Annotated in this window: 14 protein-coding genes; 5 read left to right on the top strand and 9 right to left on the bottom strand. The window is 74.4% G+C overall.

All coding sequences use genetic code 11. The features are described 5' to 3' along the window. Window positions 1-9: 9 nt before the first annotated feature. The 4 genes from HTZ82_RS20815 to HTZ82_RS20800 are packed head-to-tail and all read right to left on the bottom strand — an operon-like array spanning window position 10 to window position 4,757. Window positions 10-2,013, bottom strand: coding sequence for a prolyl oligopeptidase family serine peptidase (locus tag HTZ82_RS20815; RefSeq protein WP_175410954.1), 2,004 nt, complete (start codon window positions 2,011-2,013; stop codon window positions 10-12). Between the two features lie 17 nt (window positions 2,014-2,030). After that, window positions 2,031-3,410, bottom strand: a complete 1,380-nt coding sequence (locus HTZ82_RS20810) for a M20/M25/M40 family metallo-hydrolase (protein ID WP_175410953.1) — start codon at window positions 3,408-3,410, stop codon at window positions 2,031-2,033. Further along, the gene (locus tag HTZ82_RS20805) at window positions 3,403-4,236 is read right to left on the bottom strand and encodes a M55 family metallopeptidase (protein ID WP_175410952.1); all 834 of its coding nucleotides are present in this window, start codon (window positions 4,234-4,236) and stop codon (window positions 3,403-3,405) included. Before HTZ82_RS20805 ends, HTZ82_RS20810 begins: the two co-directional genes overlap by 8 nt. A 47-nt stretch (window positions 4,237-4,283) precedes the next feature. Continuing rightward, window positions 4,284-4,757 (bottom strand): Lrp/AsnC family transcriptional regulator, encoded by a 474-nt coding sequence (locus HTZ82_RS20800; RefSeq protein ID WP_175410951.1) that lies wholly within the window; start codon window positions 4,755-4,757, stop codon window positions 4,284-4,286. A gap of 150 nt (window positions 4,758-4,907) precedes the next feature. On the opposite strand from HTZ82_RS20800, the gene HTZ82_RS20795 reads away from it, so the two are divergent. Next, a complete protein-coding gene (locus HTZ82_RS20795) occupies window positions 4,908-5,870 on the top strand; it encodes a DMT family transporter (protein WP_254712009.1) in 963 nt (320 codons plus the stop codon). Then, complete coding sequence (locus tag HTZ82_RS20790) at window positions 5,863-7,038, top strand: aromatic amino acid transaminase (protein ID WP_175410950.1); 1,176 nt, start codon at window positions 5,863-5,865, stop codon at window positions 7,036-7,038. Before HTZ82_RS20795 ends, HTZ82_RS20790 begins: the two co-directional genes overlap by 8 nt. Window positions 7,039-7,073: 35 nt before the next feature. Here HTZ82_RS20790 and HTZ82_RS20785 read toward each other — a convergent pair whose 3' ends face one another. Further along, window positions 7,074-7,580, bottom strand: coding sequence for a hypothetical protein (locus HTZ82_RS20785; protein ID WP_175410949.1), 507 nt, complete (start codon window positions 7,578-7,580; stop codon window positions 7,074-7,076). 155 nt (window positions 7,581-7,735) lie between these two features. Between HTZ82_RS20785 and HTZ82_RS20780 the strand changes: the two genes are divergently transcribed. Continuing rightward, the gene (locus HTZ82_RS20780; RefSeq protein WP_175410948.1) at window positions 7,736-8,299 is read left to right on the top strand and encodes a hemerythrin domain-containing protein; all 564 of its coding nucleotides are present in this window, start codon (window positions 7,736-7,738) and stop codon (window positions 8,297-8,299) included. A gap of 90 nt (window positions 8,300-8,389) precedes the next feature. Here HTZ82_RS20780 and HTZ82_RS20775 read toward each other — a convergent pair whose 3' ends face one another. The 4 genes from HTZ82_RS20775 to HTZ82_RS20760 all read right to left on the bottom strand — a co-directional run bounded on the left by HTZ82_RS20775 (window position 8,390) and on the right by HTZ82_RS20760 (window position 15,165). After that, window positions 8,390-9,145, bottom strand: coding sequence for a class I SAM-dependent methyltransferase (locus HTZ82_RS20775; protein ID WP_175410947.1), 756 nt, complete (start codon window positions 9,143-9,145; stop codon window positions 8,390-8,392). A 37-nt stretch (window positions 9,146-9,182) separates the two neighbouring features. Beyond that, the gene (locus HTZ82_RS20770; protein ID WP_175410946.1) at window positions 9,183-11,612 is read right to left on the bottom strand and encodes a SpoIIE family protein phosphatase; all 2,430 of its coding nucleotides are present in this window, start codon (window positions 11,610-11,612) and stop codon (window positions 9,183-9,185) included. 126 nt (window positions 11,613-11,738) lie between these two features. After that, window positions 11,739-14,318, bottom strand: a complete 2,580-nt coding sequence (locus tag HTZ82_RS20765; RefSeq protein ID WP_175410945.1) for an MFS transporter — start codon at window positions 14,316-14,318, stop codon at window positions 11,739-11,741. Window positions 14,319-14,703: 385 nt separating this feature from the next. Continuing rightward, entirely contained in the window at window positions 14,704-15,165 is a 462-nt protein-coding gene (locus HTZ82_RS20760) for an SRPBCC family protein (RefSeq protein ID WP_175410972.1), read from the bottom strand. 141 nt (window positions 15,166-15,306) lie between these two features. Here HTZ82_RS20760 and HTZ82_RS20755 point away from each other — a divergent pair, with 141 nt between their 5' ends. Together HTZ82_RS20755 and HTZ82_RS20750 are read left to right on the top strand one after the other, a co-directional pair. After that, entirely contained in the window at window positions 15,307-16,353 is a 1,047-nt protein-coding gene (locus HTZ82_RS20755) for an Rv2578c family radical SAM protein (RefSeq protein ID WP_175410944.1), read from the top strand. 119 nt (window positions 16,354-16,472) lie between these two features. Beyond that, window positions 16,473-18,044: alpha/beta hydrolase (locus HTZ82_RS20750; RefSeq protein WP_175410943.1), on the top strand; the 1,572-nt coding region annotated here is incomplete at its 3' end.

Genomic DNA, 18,044 nt, shown 5'->3' with positions numbered 1-18,044 from the left:
CCGTACGGGTCACTTCTTCAGCTCCAGCGGCGGCACGTCCGCCCGTGCGATCCCGAAGGTCTGGACGTACAGGGCCAGTTCGGCCTCCAGGGCGCGGACGAGGGTCTCGGCGCGGCGGAAGCCGTGCCCCTCGCCCTCGAACGCGATGTAGGCGTGCGGGATGCCGCGCCCGGCCATGGCCGTGAGGAAGCGTTCGCACTGCACGGGCGGGCAGATCACGTCGTCCAGACCCTGGAGCAGCAGGAACGGTGTGGTGATCCGGTCGACGTGGGTGAGCGGCGAGCGGTCGCGGTAGCGGCCCGGCACCTCGGCGAGCGGGCCGATGAGGGATTCCAGGTAGCGGGACTCGAAGTCGTGGGTCCCGCCGGTGGCCCAGCCGCCCAGGTCGAGGATGGGGTACTTGATGGTGCCGCAGGCGTAGACGCCGGTGCCGGCGAGGGACGCGGCGGTGGTCCAGCCGCCGGCGCTGCCGCCGCGGATGGCGAGCCTGGCCGGGTCGGCGGTGCCTTCGGAGGCGAGCGCCTCGGCGACGGCGGCGCAGTCCTCGACGTCGACGACGCCCCACTGTTCGCGCAACTGCTCGCGGTAGGCGCGGCCGTAGCCGGTGGAGCCGCCGTAGTTGACCTCGGCGACGCCGATGCCGCGTGACGTGAAGTAGGCGATCTCCAGGTCGAGGACGAGCGGCGCGTGGCTGGTGGGGCCGCCGTGCGCCCACACCACGTACGGCGGGAGCGCGTCGTCGGGGGCGACCCGGTCGGGGTTGTGCGGCGGGTAGATGTGGGCGTGGATCTCGCGGCTGCCGGGCCCGGTGAAGGTGCGGATCTGGGGTTCCGGGTAGTACGCGGGGTCGACCGGGTCCTGGTGGGGGGAGCCGACGACGCGGGCGCGGCCGGTGCCGGTGTCGAGCTCCACCACCTCGTACGCGCTGCGCGGGCTGGCGGCGACGCCGGTGACGCGGCTGCCGTGGACGGCGAGCGTGGGCTCCCAGGCGGTCCAGGGGCCCGCGGCGTCGACGAGTTCGCCGGTCTCGGGGTCGAGGATGCCGAGCGCGGTGGTGCCCCGGCCGTGGACGACGGCGACGAGCCCGCTGTCGAGTGGCTTGAACCAGCTCAGGCCGATCTTCCACAGCGGCCCGCCGAACTCCTCCTCGCGCCCCGGGCACAGCGGGGTCGCGGTGGTGCCGCCGGGCGGGATCCGGTGGAGCTCCCACCAGCCGCCGCGGTCGGATGCGTACAGCAGGGATCCGTCGGCGCCCCACTCCACCTGGCAGACGGATTCGTCGACGTCCCCGGCGACCGGGCCGACGCCCGTGAACGGCCCGTCATCGGTGACCCGGCCCTTCATCACGAGCGTGCCGTCCCAGGGCATGAGCGGGTGGTCCCAGGCGAGCCAGGCGGCGTGCCGCCCGTCGGGCGACAGGCGCGGCCCGGTGACGAACCGGTGCCGGTCGTCGGTGAGTTCCCGTACGGCGGAGCGGTCGTCGGCGGCGGACCCGTCGAGGGGTACGGCGGCGATGACGCGGCGTACGTCGCCGGGGCCGTCGCCGGTGTGCTCCTCCAGGACGCACCACACCTCGTCGTGGTCCGGGTGGATCACGGGGTCGGCCCAGCGCAGCCGCGGGTCGCCGGAGGGACCGTCCGACGAGGCGGGGGTGAGGGGGCGGGGCGGGGTGTCGCCGTCGGGCGCGTACGCGTACAGCCGCTGGTCGGGGAAGTGGCTGAACACGACGAGGGGCCCGCCGGTGCCGCCGGGGCGGGCGGCACCGGCCCAGGGGCGTCCGCCGTACTCGATGACGCGGCTGCGGACGTTCCACGGGGCGGGCAGCACCGGCTGCTCGGTGCCGTCGGTGCGGCGGCGCACGAGGGTGCGGCGGCCGCCTTCGGCGGGCCGGGGCGCGGTCCACCACACCTCGTCGCCGACCGTCCCCACGTATTCGGGACGGCCGTCGTGGGCCGCGGCGAGCCGCGCGTCGATCGGTGACGGCCAGGTTCCGTAGGCCCCCGTGGGCACCATGGAGACTCCCCCTCGGGTTATGCGGACTGCAGGTAGTGGTCGAGGACGCGGACGCCGAAGTGCAGCGCCTCGACCGGGACGCGCTCGTCGACACCGTGGAACAGCGCCGGGTAGTCGAAGCCCGGGGGCAGCTTCAGCGGGGTGAAACCGTATCCGACGATGCCGAGGCGGGAGAACTGCTTGGCGTCGGTGCCGCCGGACATGCAGAACGGCACGACGTGCGCGTCGGGTTCGAACCGTTCGATGGCCGCGCGCAGCTTGGCGAAGGTGGGTGAGTCGACGGGGGCCTGGAGCGCGGGCTCGCGGTGCTCGAACTCCCAGTCGACGTCGGGCCCGGTGAGGTCGTCGAGAGTCGTGACGAACTCGTCGTCGCCGCCGGGGACGATCCGCCCGTCGATGTGGGCGGTGGCGAGGCCGGGGATGACGTTGACCTTGTAACCGGCCTGGAGCATCGTCGGGTTGGCGCTGTTGCGGAGGGTCGACTCGACGAGGGCGGCGGCGGGGCCGAGCTTGCCGATGAGCGCGTCGGGGTCGAAGCCGGGGGCGTCCGGGTCGAGGCTGTCGATGGTGTCGAGGCCGTGCAGGGCGGCGAGTTCGGTGAGTGCGGCGCGGACGGTGGGGGTGAGCCGGATGGGCCACTGGTGCTCGCCGATGCGGGCGACGGCGGCGGCGACCCGGCTGACGGCGTTGTCCCGGTTGACCTTGGAGCCGTGGCCGGCACGGCCTTGGGCGGTGAGCCGCAGCCAGGCCGTGCCGCGCTCGCCGGCGCCGATGGGGTAGACGGCCATGCGCGGCCCGGCGTGGAAGGTGTAGGCGCCGGACTCGCTGATGCCTTCCGTACAGCCTTCGAAGAGGTTCGCGTGCCGGTCCGCGAGGAAGCCGGCGCCGTCGATCGCGCTGGCCTCCTCGTCGGCGGTGTACGCGAGGACGATGTCGCGGCGCGGCCGGATGCCGCGGCGGGCCCAGTCGCGGACGACGGCGAGGACCATCGCGTCCATGTTCTTCATGTCGACGGCGCCGCGGCCCCACACCACCCCGTCGCGGACCTCGCCGGAGAACGGGTGCACGGTCCAGTCGGCCGGCTCGGCCGGTACGACGTCGAGGTGGCCGTGGACGAGGAGCGCGTCGGCCGACGGGTCGGTGCCCTCGATACGCGCGACGACGTTGGTGCGGCCGGGGGTGCGCTCCAGCAGGACGGGGTCGAGGCCGGCGGCGGCGAGGCGTTCGGCGACGTACTCGGCGGCGGGCCGCTCGCGACAGTCGCCGCCGCCGCGGTTGGTGGTGTCGATCCGGATGAGGTCGGACGTGAACGCCACGGCCTCGTCCAGCGCCTCCGCCGTCGGATCCTGGCAGGCCGGGTCGTGCGCGGTCTGGTCCTGCGCGGTCTGGTCAGCCATACTGCTCCTCCACTGCGGCCGAGACGATCGTGGTGACCGCCTTGAAGGTGCGGATGGCGTCGTACATCGTGCCGCTGGTGTACGCGACCCGCCGCTCGCCGCTGACCGCCGTGCCGGGGACGACGGTGGCGGCCGCGGCGAGGTGCTCGGCGTCGAACTCCAGCTCCACGGTGAACGGCCCGCCGCGCACCGGTTCGTTCCGTACGGCGAGACGCGTCGCGTCCATGGCCGCGGCACGGATGTCGGCGGCCGTGCGCGCGGGCGTACGGCACACCGCGGCGTACCGCGACACGTAGTCCTTCACGGCGACCTTACGCGCTTCGGGAGCGTATCCGTCGGCGTCCCGGCATGTCAGGTCGTCACCGGTCACGAGGATGACGGGAACGCCGTACTCGGCGACGACATGCGCGTTGAGCAGGCCTTCGCTGGCGCGGACGCCGTTGAGCCAGACGCCGGTGATGGAGTTGGCGAGATAGGTGTGCGCGAGGACGCCTTCGGTGCCGGCGCCCGTGTGGTAGCCGACGAAGGCGATGCCGTCGACGTCTCCGTGCTGGACGCCTTCGACCATGGACAGCGACTTGTGCTTGCCGGTGAGCATCTGGGCGCGCTCGTCGAGCCGTTCCAGGAGCAGGTTGCGCATCGACCAGTGGGCCTCGTTGATGAGGACCTCGTCGGCGCCGCCGTCGAGGAAGCCGAGGACGGCCGCGTTGACGTCGGAGGTGAACATGGTCCGGCAGCGCTCCCACTGGGGGGTGCCGGGCAGCACGTCGGCGGGCCAGGTGACCCCGGTGGCGCCCTCCATGTCGGCGCTGATGAGGATCTTCATGCCCACAAGTTACGCGGCGGCGGTGACCCGGACCAGGTGCGGACCCGTCAGCGGGGCGGGGCCTGGCGAGGGGCCGGATACGTACGGGACTGCTTGACGCTGCCGAACGCGAAGCTCGACTCGATGGACGCGATGCCGGGGATGGCGTGGACGCGGTGGCGGACGAGGTGCTCGTACGCCTCCAGGCTCTCGATGACGACGCGCAGCAGGTAGTCGCTGCTTCCTGCCATCAGGTAGCAGTCCTGGATGTGCTCGATGAGACCGACGTGCTCCTCGAACACGGCGACGGCGTCCGCCGTGTGCCGTTCCAGGCGGATGCGGACGAACACGGTGATCGGCAGGCCGAAGGCGACCTGGTCGACCATCGCCGTGTAGCCGCGGATGAGGCCGGACTCCTCCAGGCGGCGGACGCGGCGCAGACAGGGTGAGGGGGACAGCCGGACGCGGTCGGCGAGGTCCTGGTTGGAGAGCCGTCCGTCGGCCTGCAGCTCGCGGATGATCTGCAGATCGGTGTCGTCCACGGGGCCTCCCGGCCGGTTCTTGGCAGATTCTGCCCCAAACATAGGTCCGAGAGGCAGAACTAGCAATCGGCTGCCGCGGCGGAAGCCCTAGCGTTGCCTCGCCGGGGCGGGAGCTGCGGATATCCGTTCTGTGGGCTGTGGAGGGACTTCTTGGTCGCGACGAACATCGCGGGGGTGGCGCCCGCGCCGAGCCGTGGGCTGCGTATGTCCCCGCAGGCGGTGGGCCTGGCGGCGCTCCTGCTGACCGTGTCGGTCTGGGCGGCGTTCGCGCTGAGCGCCCGGGCGCTGAGCGCGTCGACGCTGCTGCCCGCCGACGCGGCACTGCTGCGGTTCGGTGTGCCGCTGGTGGTGCTGGCGCCCGCGCTGTGGCGGCGGCGGCGCGCGCTGGCCGCCGTGCGGCCGGGGCCCGCCGCGAAGATCGTGTGCGGGGCGGGGGTGCCGTTCTTCCTGGCGGCGATGTTCGGCGGTTCGCTGACGTCGGCGGCGTTCGTCGGGGCGATCGTGCCGGGCATGGTGCCGCTGTTCGTGTCGGCGCTGATGGTGGCGCGGGGGCGCGGGCTGCCGCGCGGGACGCAGGGGGCCGGGCTCGCGCTGATCGCGGTGGGTGTCGTGGCGCTGGTGTCGCGGTACGCGGTGCCGTTCGACCGCGACGTGATGCTGGGCTCGGGGACGCTGCTGGTCGCGAGCGGGCTGTGGGCGCTGTACACGGTGGGGCTGCGTGAGGTGGACCTCGACCCGGTGGGGTCGATCGGGCTGCTGTGCGTGCCGTCGTTCGCGCTCGTCGCGCTGCTGGTGGCGGTGGGCGCCCTGCCGAGCGGTCTGGCGAACGCGGCGGCGGACGACATCGCCCTGTTCCTGGTGGTGCAGGGGCTGGGCGTGGGGCTGTGCGCCGGGCTCCTGTACGCGTTCGCGATCCGGCGTCTCGGCGCCGAGCGCAGCTCCGTGATCGGCAGCCTGAGCCCGGTGGCGGTGGTGCTGCTGGCGATCCCGCTGCTGGGCGAGCGGCCGACGGCCGCGGTCGTCGTCGGCGTTCCTCTCATCACGGCGGGCGTGGTCCTGGCGAACCGCCGTCCCCGTTCCCTGCCCCCTCAGGAGGTCTCCTCTCATGCTTGAACTGCTGCCTCCCCCGCCGGTCGACCCGCTGTGGGACCTGACCGCCGAGTTCGGCGCCGACCCGCGCCCGGAGCGGCTGAACCTGGTGCTCGGCGTGTACCGGGACCACACGGGCGTGACGCCGGTGATGCGGGCCGTGCGGGACGCGGAGATACGCCTGGCGGAGCGTTCCGCGTCGAAGGAGTACCGGGGCCTGTCCGGCAACGTGGCCTTCAACCGCGCCATGCTGACGACCGTCCTCGGTGACGGGACGCTCACGGCGCGGGCCACCGCGGTGCAGACCGTGGCCGGCACGGGCGCGCTGCGGCTCCTCGCGGACCTGGTGCGGCAGACGCGGCCGGGTACGACGGTGTGGATCAGCGACCCGGCGTACGTCAACCACCGCCCGATCCTGGAGGCGGCGGGCCTCGCGGTCCGTACGTACCGCTGGACCGAACCGCAGGGCCTGCTGGACGATCTGCGCGGCGCGGGCCGCGACGACGTCGTGCTGCTCCAGGGCTGCTGCCACAACCCGACGGGCGTCGACCCGACGCGCGAGGTGTGGGAGGCGCTGGCGGACCTGGCGTCCGGCGCGGGCTGGGTGCCGTTCGTGGACCTGGCGTACCACGGCCTCGGCGACGGCCTGGAGGACGACCTGTGGGCGACGCGGATGCTGGCGGAGCGGCTGCCCGAGGTGCTGATCGCGGTGAGCTGCTCGAAGAACTTCGGCCTGTACGCGGACCGTACGGGCTGCGCGATCGTGCTGGGCTCGTCGCGTGCGGCCCTGCGGCATGTCGAGACCGCCCTGCAGAACGCGGCCAGGACGCTGTACTCGATGCCGCCCGAGCACGGCGCGGCGATCGTGACGACGATCCTGGAGGACGAGGCCCTGCGGGCGGCGTGGCGCGCGGAGCTGGACGTGATGCGCTCCCGTATCGCCGCCAACCGGACGGCCCTGGTCGCGGCGCTGGAGTCGCTGGGCTGCGGTGCGTGGGCGGAGCCGCTGTCCCGCCAGAAGGGCATGTTCGCCGGGTTGCCGCTGACGCCGGAGCAGATGCGCACGCTGCGCCGCGACCACGCCGTCTACGGCACCACGGCGGGCCGCGTCAACATCGCGGGGCTTCCGTCCGACCGGGTCGGGCAGCTCGCGCGGGGCATCGCCGCGACGCTGCTGCCGGTCGCTGTCTGACCGGAGGGTGATCTGACCGGAGGGTGACCGGGGCCTTACGCCGCCGGTGTCGCGTCCTCGGAGCCCGTGAGGGACAGCAGGGCGAGGAGTTCCGCGCGGTGGAGGCCGGCCACCGGGGCCAGGAGGTCCGGGTGGCGCAGGAGGGCGGCGGCACGGTGGTCGCGGTCACCGGGGACGAGGAGCCGGCGGAACTCCGCCCCGTCCGGTACGGCGGCGACCGCGGCGGCCGCCAGCTCCGGGCTGCCCAGCAGGCACGCCGCCCAGCTCGCCACCGTCTCGTCCACCCACGTACGCCACGGCGCGGGGTCGCCGGCGCTGTCCGCGCCGGTGATCCAGTCCAGGCGGTCGGCGCCGCCCGCGCCGGTCACGGCGACAAGGGCGGCGTCCAGCTCCGTCGGGTAGCGCAGGGCGGCCGCGAGGCTCACGGCCTGCCGGGCCTGCGCCTCGGCGAGGGCGCGGTCGACGGCGCCTCCGCCTGCGGGGTAGGCGCGGGTGAGCCACTGCGTGGTGGCCGCGACGATCGGGGCGAGGTCTGGGTACACAACCGGTCCGTCAGTGTGTTCGATGCGCTTGCGCGCACGCTACCCCGGCCTGCCCCGGCAGGGGAATGACGCATATCACCCTCTTTCGGTGGTATCCGGCCTGTGCATCCACCGAACCACCACAGAACCGAGCCACCCCACAGAGGAGCGGAGCCATGCCCCAGGCCGGAGACGTGATCAGCGAGCTCATCAGCGATCACAGGGAAGTGGAAGAGCTGTTCACCCGCATCGAGGAGCTGCCCGCCGGCGACGACCGGCGCAAGACTCTCGCCGATCAGGCGACCATGGAGCTGGTACGCCACTCGATCGCCGAGGAGGAGTACCTGTACCCGGCCGTGCGCGAGCACGTTCCCGGCGGGGACGCGCTCGCGGACAAGGAACTGGAGGACCACGGCGCCGCCGAGCGCACGATGAAGGACCTGGAGAGCTGCCAGGCGGGCGACCCCCGGTTCGACGCGCTGATCGTCCAGTTGATGGCGCAGATCCGCGAGCACGTCGCCGACGAGGAGGCCGATCTGATGCCGCGGCTGCGCGCGTCCTGTCCGCCCGACGAGCTGAGCCGGCTCGGCGACAAGGTGCGGACGGCCAAGAAGACGGCGCCGACCCGCCCGCACCCGGCCGCCCCGGACAGGCCGCCCCTCAACAAGCTGCTCGCGCCGGGCACGGGGCTCGTCGACAGGGTGCGCGACGCGATCTCGGGGCGCGGCAAGGAGAGCTGACCGCGCCGCCCGTACGCCGGCCGCGACGTCGGGCGCGACACCGGCCGCGACGTCGGGCGCGACACCGAGACCGCGACCTCGGGCGCGACGTCAGCCGCGACGTCGGGCGCAGCCCACCACGAGCCACAGCGACGGCAGCTCGACGGGGGTGCCGTCCGGCGTGTGCTCGGTCGTGGCGAGCGGTGCCTCACCCGAGGCCAGGACGTCGAGCCCGGCGGCCTCGAAGTGCCCCGGTACGGCCGCGTCGGCCACGGCTCCCGGTGTGATGCCGTGCTTCAGCACCGGCAGGAGCTTGGCCGGCGGGCCGCCCGGTCCCTGGGCCAGGGCGCCCAGGGCCTTTCCGGCGGCCTCGGCGGGCTCCACGACGAACGCCCGGCCACGCTCCCCCAGCAGCGTGGCGATCGTGCCGGCGAGAACGTCACGGTCCTGCGGCGCGGTCTGGTGCAGGACGCCCCGCATGTAGACGTTGGCGTCGCCCAGTTCGCCGCTCAGCGCGGCCACCGCCGGACCGTCCGTCACGTCCAGCTCCCGGAACCGCACGGCGCCCGCGGCGTCCTGGGCGCGCGCCCGCTCCAGCGCGGCCGCCGACACGTCGACGCCCAGCACCGGGCCGGGCAGCCGGCCGGCGAGGAACACGGACTGGGTGCCGTTGCCGCACCCGAGGTCCACGAGCGGCAGCCCGGGCTCGGTGAGGTGCGGCGTGAACAGCGGCAGGTGGACCGCCGCCGTCAGTGCCGGGTCCGCGTCCCAGAACACGGCGCCCGGCTCCGGCGACGCCTCCCGCCAGAAGCCCTCCCAGGCGTCCCTGTAGCGGTTCGTCTCGGTGCAGCGGTTCGTCTCGGTCATGTCCTGCCGCCTCCCCAACCCACGGGCCGAAAGATCGTCAGGTTCTGGTCTTCCTCGGCAGGGGCAGTTCGAACCACACGGATGTGCCGTCCGCCGAACGGCTCGCGCCCCACTCGCGGGCGAGTGCGCCGACGACCCGCAGCCCGCGCCCGCCCTCGTCGCCGGGCCCCGCGGCACGCAGCGTGGGCAGGGTGTGGCCGCCGTCGGTGACCTCGCAGAGCAGGATGTCGGTCCGTACGAGCCGGAGTTCCACCGGCCGGCCACTGCCCGCGTGCCGTACGGCGTTGGTGACGACCTCGCTGACCAGCAGCTCCGCCGTGTCGGCGAGGTCGTGCAGGCCCCAGTCGGCGAGCCGGGCGCGGGTGAGCCGGCGGGCGCGGCGCGCGGCGCCGGGTTCGGGGTCGAGGCGCCAGCGGGCGACGTCCTCGGCGGCGATGCCGTTGAGCCGGGCCATGAGCAGCGCGACGTCGTCCTTCCGGCCGCCGCGGCTGCCGAGGGCGCGGATGACGGTGTCGCAGGCGTCGTCCATGGAGGCCGCCGGGTGCGCGGCGGACGCGCACAGCGTGGCGAGGCCGACGCCGATGTCCTCGCCACGCATCTCCACCAGCCCATCCGTGCACATGACGAGCCGGTCGCCGGGCTCGACGCGGACGCGGACCGTCTCGAACGGCACGCCGCCGACGCCGACGGGCGCGCCGGACGGCAGGTCGAGGAGTTCGCTGCGGCCGTCGCGGGCGCGGACGAGTACGGGCGGCACATGGCCGGCGTTGGCGAGGGCCAGTTCGCCGGCGACCGGGTCGTACACGGCGTACAGGCAGGTGGCGAGGTAGTGCTCGCCGAGCCGCTGGGCGAGGTCGTCGAGGTTGCGCAGGAGCTGCGCGGGCGGCACGTCGAGTCCGGCCATGGTCTGTACGGCGGTCCGCAACTGCCCCATCATCGCGGCCGAGTTGATGCCGTGCCCCATGACGTCCCCGACGACGAGGGCGGTGCGGGAGCCGGGCAGCTTGACGGTGTCGAACCAGTCGCCGCCGACCCGGCCGAGGAGCGTGCCGGGCAGGTAGCGGGTGGCGGTGTCGCAGCCGGGGAGCCGCGCCGGGACGTGCGGCAGCATGGAGTCCTGGAGGGTCTCGGCGACGTTCTCCTGGTACGTGTACATGCGGGCGTTGTCGAGGACGAGGCCCGCGCGGGCCGCGAGTTCGGCGCCGGTGACGCGGTCCATGTCGTCGAACGGGGCGCGCTCCGGGTGGCGCAGCAGGATCATGAAGCCGAGGACGACGTCGCGCGCCTTGAGCGGGACGACCAGCATGGAGCGCCCGTTGATGAGCGGCCGGATGTCCCGCTTCTCGAACTGGGCGGCGATGGCCGTGCCCGCCTCCTCGCTGATGCGCGGGACGAGGACGGGTTCGCCGCTGGTCATGCACTGGAAGAACGGGGTGTGCACGGGGAACGGCATGGCCTCGCCGACGGGGATCACATCGTCCCAGCGGCCGGGCGCGTCGACGTGCTCGACGGCGACGCGGTGCCACAGCGTCGTACCGTCCGGCGGCCCGTCCGGGAAACCCTCGCCCGCGATGACCTGTTCGCGCAGGTAGGTGCCGGCGACATCGGTGAACCGGGGCACGACCGCCGCGCTGACCTCCTCGATCGTACGGGCGAGGTCGAGGGACGAGCCGATGCTGGAGCTGACCTCGTTGAGGAACTCCAGGCGTTCGCGGACGGCGGCGTGTTCGAGGTCGTACGCCGTGTCGTCCCGCGCCGCAGGGCCGCGTCGCACCGGTGTCTGCGATGCGGGTGCCTGCCGCTGGACTACCTGCCGGGCGCGGCGGGGTACGCCCCAGTCGGGCGTGACGGGGATGCGGGCGCGGTGGCTGAACTCCAGGACGGGGTAGCCGAGTTCGAGGACCTGCGTGACGATGCGGGTGGCCTCGTGGACGCTCGTGCTGGGCAGGATCTCGGGCAGCCCGCGGGCGAGTTCCTCGGCGTCCTCGAACTCGGTGTGCAGGGCGAAGCCGGGTGCGACCCGCCCGGTCGGTCCGGGGCCGCCGCGCTCGTCGCCGTAGCGCGCGGCGTCGGCGGCGAGCACCAGGAGCCGCTCGGGTCCGGAGCCGGTCAGCGGGTACGCCCACCACAGCACGTCGGCGCGGTCGCGGTCGCTGCCGCCGCCGGGGCGGGGCAGCCGGGCGCGGCCGGCCGACGGGCAGGGGGCCGGGTCCCGGTCGGTGCCCCAGTCGCCGTACGGGTCGCCGGGGCGGCCGGGGGCGTCGTCGCCGTACAGGGCTCCGGAGATGGGCAGGAGCTCCTCGGCGGGCCGGCCGACGGCCTGCGCGCGGTCGGGTCCGAAGAGCCTGCGCGCCCCGGTCGACCAGTGCGAGACGCGTCCGCCGCGGTCGACGACGACCACGGCGAGCGGGACGCGGGCCGCTTCGGGGAACCCCTGTGGCTCCTGCTGCGGTACGCCACTGTCCATGACCGGCCGGCTCCTTCCCCGCCGCGACGGTCTGGCGCGGCTCTCCCCACCACGGTACGGCCGTGCGCCGGTTGTGCGCCGGTCATCGACCGAATCCTTCGTGCCCTGTGCAGAACTGATCGGCCGTCAGTCACCGTGTCCCAGGTGGACGTCGCGTTCCGTCCGCTCCCCGCCCGCCACCTGCAGCGGCGTGACGACCGGCGGGTATCCGGACGCGATGACGGTGTACGCGCCGGCGGTCAGGTCCACGAACCGGAAGATGCCGTCGGGCCCGGTCGTGAGCGTGTCGACGACGTTGCCCGCGGCGTCGACGAGGGTCACCCGTGCGTCCTCGGCGGGGCGGCCGCCGGGGGCCCGGACGGTGCCGCGCAGGACCGCGCCGCCGGCGAGTTCGACGTCCTGGCGGGTCTCGCGGTCCGCGTGCACGCCGACGGGGAGTGCGGCGGGGCGGAGCGAGGACGCGCCGACGGCGAGCGTGTAGGTGCCGGCGACGAGGTCGGTGAGGACGTACGCGCCGTCCGGGCCGGTGCGGGTGGTGGCGACGACGTCGCCGCGTACGTCGGCGAGCGTGACGGCCGCGCCGTGCACCGGGGTGCCGTCGGGGGTCGCGACGGTGCCGGTCAGGCGGCCGGCGCCGCCGAGGACGACGTCGCGTTCGACGGGCCCGTCGGACGCGGTGCCGACGGCGAGCGTGACGGCCTGCGGCTGGTGGCCGCCGGCGGCAGCGATCAGCACGTACGCGCCGGGGGCGGGGGTGCTGAGCGCGTACCGGCCGTCGGGGTCGGTGGCGCCGCGGCCGGTCTGACGGCCGTGGACGTCGATGAGGGTGAGGGCGGCGCCCGGGACGCGCGTGCCGTCGTGGTGGCGGACGATGCCGCGGACGGGGGCACCGGGCTGCCCGGACGCGGGCAGGGCGGCGGTGGGGCCGGGGCGCGGGTCGGCGTCGGAGGTGCCGGAGGCGTCGGAGGCGGGTGCGGGGACGGCGGGTGCGGGGACGGCGGGCGGGACGCGGCCGGGGTCGCGGGCCGGCGGGACGTGAGCGGCGGCGGGGCGGCGTTCGTACGGCCCGGTCGGGTCGCTCGGGTCCTTCGGGTCGCTCGGGTCGCTCGGGTCGCTCGGGTCGCTCGGGTCGTTCGGACCCTTCGGATCGTTCGGTTCGTTCGGGTCGGACACCAGCGGTTTCTCCTTGAGGAAGAAGGCGACGAGGAGACCGAGGGCGAGCACGGGCACGAGGTGCAGCAGGATGCGCGGTGCGGCGTCCGCGTACAGCCGCGCGTATCCGTCCCGCAGGGCCGGGGGCAGGGCGTGCGGCTCGGCGAAGAGCGTGCCGAGCAGCGTGACGCCGGCGCAGGCGCCGAGCTGGCGGAAGAGCGTGTGGGCGCCGGTCGCCGCGCCGACGTCGGCCGGGGGCGCGGCGTTCTGCACAGCGAGGACGAGGACCGGCAGGACGAGCCCGACACCAGTGCCGAGCACGGCCTGCCAGACGCTGTGGTCGAGGCGCGGCGTGTCCGCGTCGAGCTGCGAGAGCAGCCACATGCCGACGACGGCGACGGCGGCGCCGATCACCGCGTACACGGTGTAGTGGCCGGTGCGGCTGATGAGGTGTCCGGAGACGAGGGAGGCCACGGTGATCCCGCCGAGGAGCGGCAGGATGAGGACCGCGGTGTGGAGGGCGCCGGACGCGCCGGACTGCTGGAGGAGCACGGGCAGGAAGGTCGCGACGCCGAACAGGGCGACGCCGAGCACGGCGGCGACGAGCGCGGACACCAGGAACACCGGGTCGCGCAGCAGCCGCAGCGGGAGGACGGGCTCGGGCGCCCAGTACGCGACGACGAGGTAGAGGAGGCCGGTGCCCACGGCCCCGCAGGCGAGGCCGAGTACGACGCGCGAGTTCCAGGCGTACTGGGTGCCGCCCCAGGCGATGAGCAGGACGACGCAGCTGACGGCGGCCGTGAGGAGCAGCGCGCCCAGGATGTCGGGGCGCGAGCGGCGCGCGGGCGGCGGCAGCTTCAGGGCGGCGCCGACGACGGCGAGGGCGAGGAGCCCGAGGGGTACGGCGAGGTGGAAGGTCCAGCGCCAGGAGGCGAGTCCGGCGATGTGCCCGCCGATGAGCGGCCCGGCGGCGGAGGCGACGGCGAAGGCGGCGCCCAGGAGCCCGAGGTGGCGGCCGCGCCGGCGGGCGGGCACCAGGTCGGCGGCGATGGCCTGGGCGCCGGTGAGGATGCCGCCGGCGCCGAGGCCCTGCACGGCGCGGAAGGCGACGAGTTCGTCGAGGCTGCGGGCCCAGCCGGCGAGTGCGGTGCCGGCGACGAACAGGACGAGGGCGAACTGGAACATGCCCTTGCGCCCGTAGAGGTCGCCGAGCTTGCCGTGGAGCGGCAGGGAGGCGGTGGCGGTGAGCAGATAGGCGGTGACGGCCCAGGAGACGTGGTCGGCGCGGCCGGGCAGGTCGGCGGCGATGCCGGGGAGCGCGGTGGCCACGCCGAGCTGCTGGAGGGCGGCGACGAGCACCGCGAGGACGAGCGCGATGACGACGACGCCGGTACGGCGGCGGCCGGCCGGCGGGAAGGGAGCGGGTGCGGCCGCAGCGGCCCGGCCGGCGCCGCCCGGGTGGGCGGCCGCACCGCCGGAGGACGGTGGTGCCGCGGTGCCGTGCGGGGTGTCCCCCGCCGGCCTGTCGTCCTTCGTCAGCGTGATCCCACCCACGAAACCTGCTCCCCTCGTCTCGCTGCTCACCGCTCGCCGCGAGCTGCGGCGCCACGGCTCCGCGACACCGGCTCCGCGACACCGGCGGCGCGGCACCGGCGGCGCGCGCGTGCGTGCGCGGCGCCCATTGTTCGCATCGCGCCCGGACCGTGATCAAGGGCGCAATGCGGGGCGAGAGGGGCGGGTTTCGGGGGCGTGAGCGGCCCGCCGAGGCGTTCGACGGGCGCTCAGCAGCGGGTTCGGCGGGCGCGCCGTTCCAGGGAGGCGCCGGGCGGTGCGCCGTGCACGCCGGTGAGCGGTCGGAAAATCCACTCGAACCGGTGACACGCGGAGCAGCCGCGGCCTCCGACGCGCCGCGCTGCCCCACCTCCTCGGACTACTCGAACTACTCGGACTGCCCCGGCCGGTTCTCGACCTCGGCGGCGAGCCTGGCGAGGACGGCGTCGTAGATCCGAGCGAGCCCCTTCGGCGCGAAGGTGCGCTCGAAGAAGCCGCCGATGCCGCCGGCGCCGTTCCAGACGGTGGTCACGACGGCCTTGGAGCGGCCCTCGCCCGCGGGCGTGACGGTCCAGGTGGTGACCATGGAGGAGTTGCGGTCCTTCTCGACGAGCTGCCCGTCCGCGGGCTCGGTGACCTCCAGCAGGCAGTCGCGGACGCGCTTGCTGGTGGCCTGGAGCTTCCAGTGCACGAGGGTGCCCTCGCCGTCGCCGCCCTCGCGCAGCTCGTACGCGCTGAAGTGCTCGGGCAGGAGCTTCGCTCGGGTGTCCTTGTAGTCGGCGAGCGCGTCGAACACCGTCTCCGCGTCCGCCGCGATGACCCGCTCCGTCGTGGCCTCGACCTGCCCCATCGCCATGTCCTCCAGCAGTCGTTCGTCAGGGGGCACCAGCCAACCACCTGCGGCGGGCGGGCCCAAATCCGGGCGGAGGCGATCATGGGAACAGGTGTTCTATTGTGAGTCGCAGACGTCCCGTACGACGAGGAGGCCGCCATGCGCTGGGACAACCTGGGGGACCGCCCGGACGGCGCCGCCGAGGCGGCCGCGCCCGGCGACGCGGCGCTGTTCGGTACGGACGCGGTCACGACCCGCACGTTCGACACACCGGAGTTCCGCGGCATCACGTTCCACGAGATCCGGGCCCGCACGGTCCTCAACCGGGTACCGGGCGCCTCGCGGATGCCGTTCGAGTGGACGGTCAACCCGTACCGCGGCTGCACCCACGCGTGCGTGTACTGCTTCGCCCGCAAGACGCACAGCTATCTCGACCTCGACACGGGCCTCGGCTTCGACACCCAGATCGTGGTGAAGGTCAACGCGCCGGACGTGCTGCGCCGCCAGCTCGCCTCGCCGCGCTGGCAGGGCGCGCACATCGCCATGGGCACGAACGTCGACTGCTACCAGCGGGCCGAGGGCCGCTACCGCCTGATGCCGGGCATCATCGAGGCGCTGCGCGACCGCGCCAACCCGTTCTCGATCCTCACCAAGGGCACGCTGATCCTGCGCGACCTGGATCTGCTGCGGCAGGCGGCGGAGGTCACGGACGTCGGCATCTCGGTCTCGGTCGGTTTCACGGACCACGCGTTGTGGCGGACCGTCGAGCCGGGCACGCCTGCGCCCGAGCGGCGCCTCGACGTCGTACGGACCCTGTCCGGCGTCGGCATCGGCTGCGGGGTCCTGATGGCGCCGGTCATCCCGTTCCTCGGCGACCGGCCGGAGCAGCTGCGGGACACGGTGCGGGCCATCGCCGCGTCCGGGGCGGTGTCCGTCACGCCGCTGGTGCTGCATCTGCGGCCGGGCGCGCGCGAGTGGTTCATGGCGTGGCTGCGGGAGCACCATCCGGAACTGGTGCGCCGGTACGAGCAGTTGTACGCCGCCGGGGCCTACGCCCCGACCTGGTACCAGCGCCGGATCACCCGCCAGGTGCACGAGCTGGCCGCCGAGTACGGCATCGGCCCCGCACGGCGCGGCGAGGCCCGGCGGATCAGCGAGCCGCAGGACCAGCCGTCACCGGAGGCGACGCAGCTCACGCTCCTCTGACGCCCGGCCAGGCGCCCGACACCGGCGCGCCCCGCCTCGCGACCCCCGATCGGGTCAACTCCGCCCGTACGGGGGCCGTACGGCGCTGATCGGGGCGCTCCCGCCCCGAGACTGGCCGGATGCAGACACGCGCAGGAGTCCTGATCGCCGCGGGGGCGCTGATCGCCGGCACGGTCGCCGCCGCCCCGTCGGCCGCCGAACCGTCCGCACCCGCCGCTCCCCCGCTCACCTGGAAGAAGTGCGCCACCCAGCAGTACCCGAAGCTCCAGTGCGCCTCGCTGCGGGTGCCGCTCGACCACGACGCGCCCGACGGCGAGCGGATCACGCTCGCCCTGACCCGGATCCCGCACACCGCGGCCACGTCGCAGGGCCCGCTGCTGGTCAACCCGGGCGGCCCCGGGGGCAGCGGCCGCACGCTGGCCGGGTACGTGGCGGCGGCCCTCCCGGCGAAGGTCGCGGCGCAGTACGACGTGATCGGCTTCGACCCGCGGGGCGTCGGCGCCAGCAGGCCGGCCCTGGACTGCAGGCCGGGCCACTTCACGCCCGTACGCCCGGACTCGGTGCCGCGCACCCTGCGAGACGAGGCCCGGAACAGGGAGCGGGCTGCGGCGTTCGCGCAGGCGTGCGGCGAGAAGCACGGGGCGCTGCTGCCGTACATGGACACGGTGAGCGCCGCGCGCGACATGGACGCGATCCGCGCGGCGCTGGGCGCGGAGCGGATCACCTACCTCGGCTACTCGTACGGCACGTACCTGGGCGCCGTGTACGCGAAGCTGTTCCCGCAGCGCGTGCGGCGGGCCGTACTCGACTCCGTCGTGGACCCGGCCCGGGTCTGGTACGACGCGAACCTCGCGCAGAACCACGCGTTCGACGACCGCCACCGGGCGTTCATGGCGTGGGTGGCGAAGCACGACGCGACGTACGGTCTCGGCGCCGACCCGGGGCGCGTCGAGGCCCGCTGGTACGAGATGAGGTCGGCCCTCCGGGAGAAGCCGGCGGGCGGGAAGGTCGGCGCGGCGGAGCTGGAGGACACGTACCTGCCGGGCGCGTACCACAACGGCTTCTGGCCGAGGCTGGCGGAGGCGTTCGCGGCGTACGTGAAGGACGGTGACACCGCGCCGCTGGTCGACGCCTACAGGAGGATGGCCGCGCCGGACGCCTCGGCGGACAACGGCTACTCGGTGTACACGGCGGTGGAGTGCCGCGACGCCCGCTGGCCGGGCACCTGGAGCACCTGGAGCGGCGACAGCCGCGAGGTGCACGGGAAGGCGCCGTTCGCGACCTGGAACAACACCTGGTACAACGCGCCCTGCGCGTTCTGGCCGGTGCCGCACCGCACCCCGGTGGACGTCACGAACGACGCGCTGCCCCCGGTCCTCCTCTTCCAGGCCACGGAGGACGCGGCCACCCCGTACGAAGGCGCCGTCACCGCCCATGAGCTGCTGCGCGGCTCCCGCCTGGTCGTCGAACAGGGCGGCGGCAACCACGGCGTGACGCTCCGGGGCAACACGTGCGTCGACGAGCACCTGGTCCGGTACCTGGAGACGGGTGCGGTCCCGGCGGCCTCGGACGGCGAGGCGGACGCGGTGTGCGCGACCCTGCCGGAGCCGAAGCCGGCGACGGCCACCCGCGCGGCGCCCCCCGCGGTGAACGGCGCGCTCGTGACGTCGCTCCCGGCGCACCGGCCGGTG

Origin of the sequence: Streptomyces sp. TRM64462 (genome assembly GCF_013362995.1) — a bacterium.
In the GTDB taxonomy this organism is placed as follows: domain Bacteria; phylum Actinomycetota; class Actinomycetes; order Streptomycetales; family Streptomycetaceae; genus Streptomyces.
The sequence above is the reverse complement of the archived record's forward strand: the minus strand, read 5'-3'. Positions and strand labels throughout refer to the sequence as shown.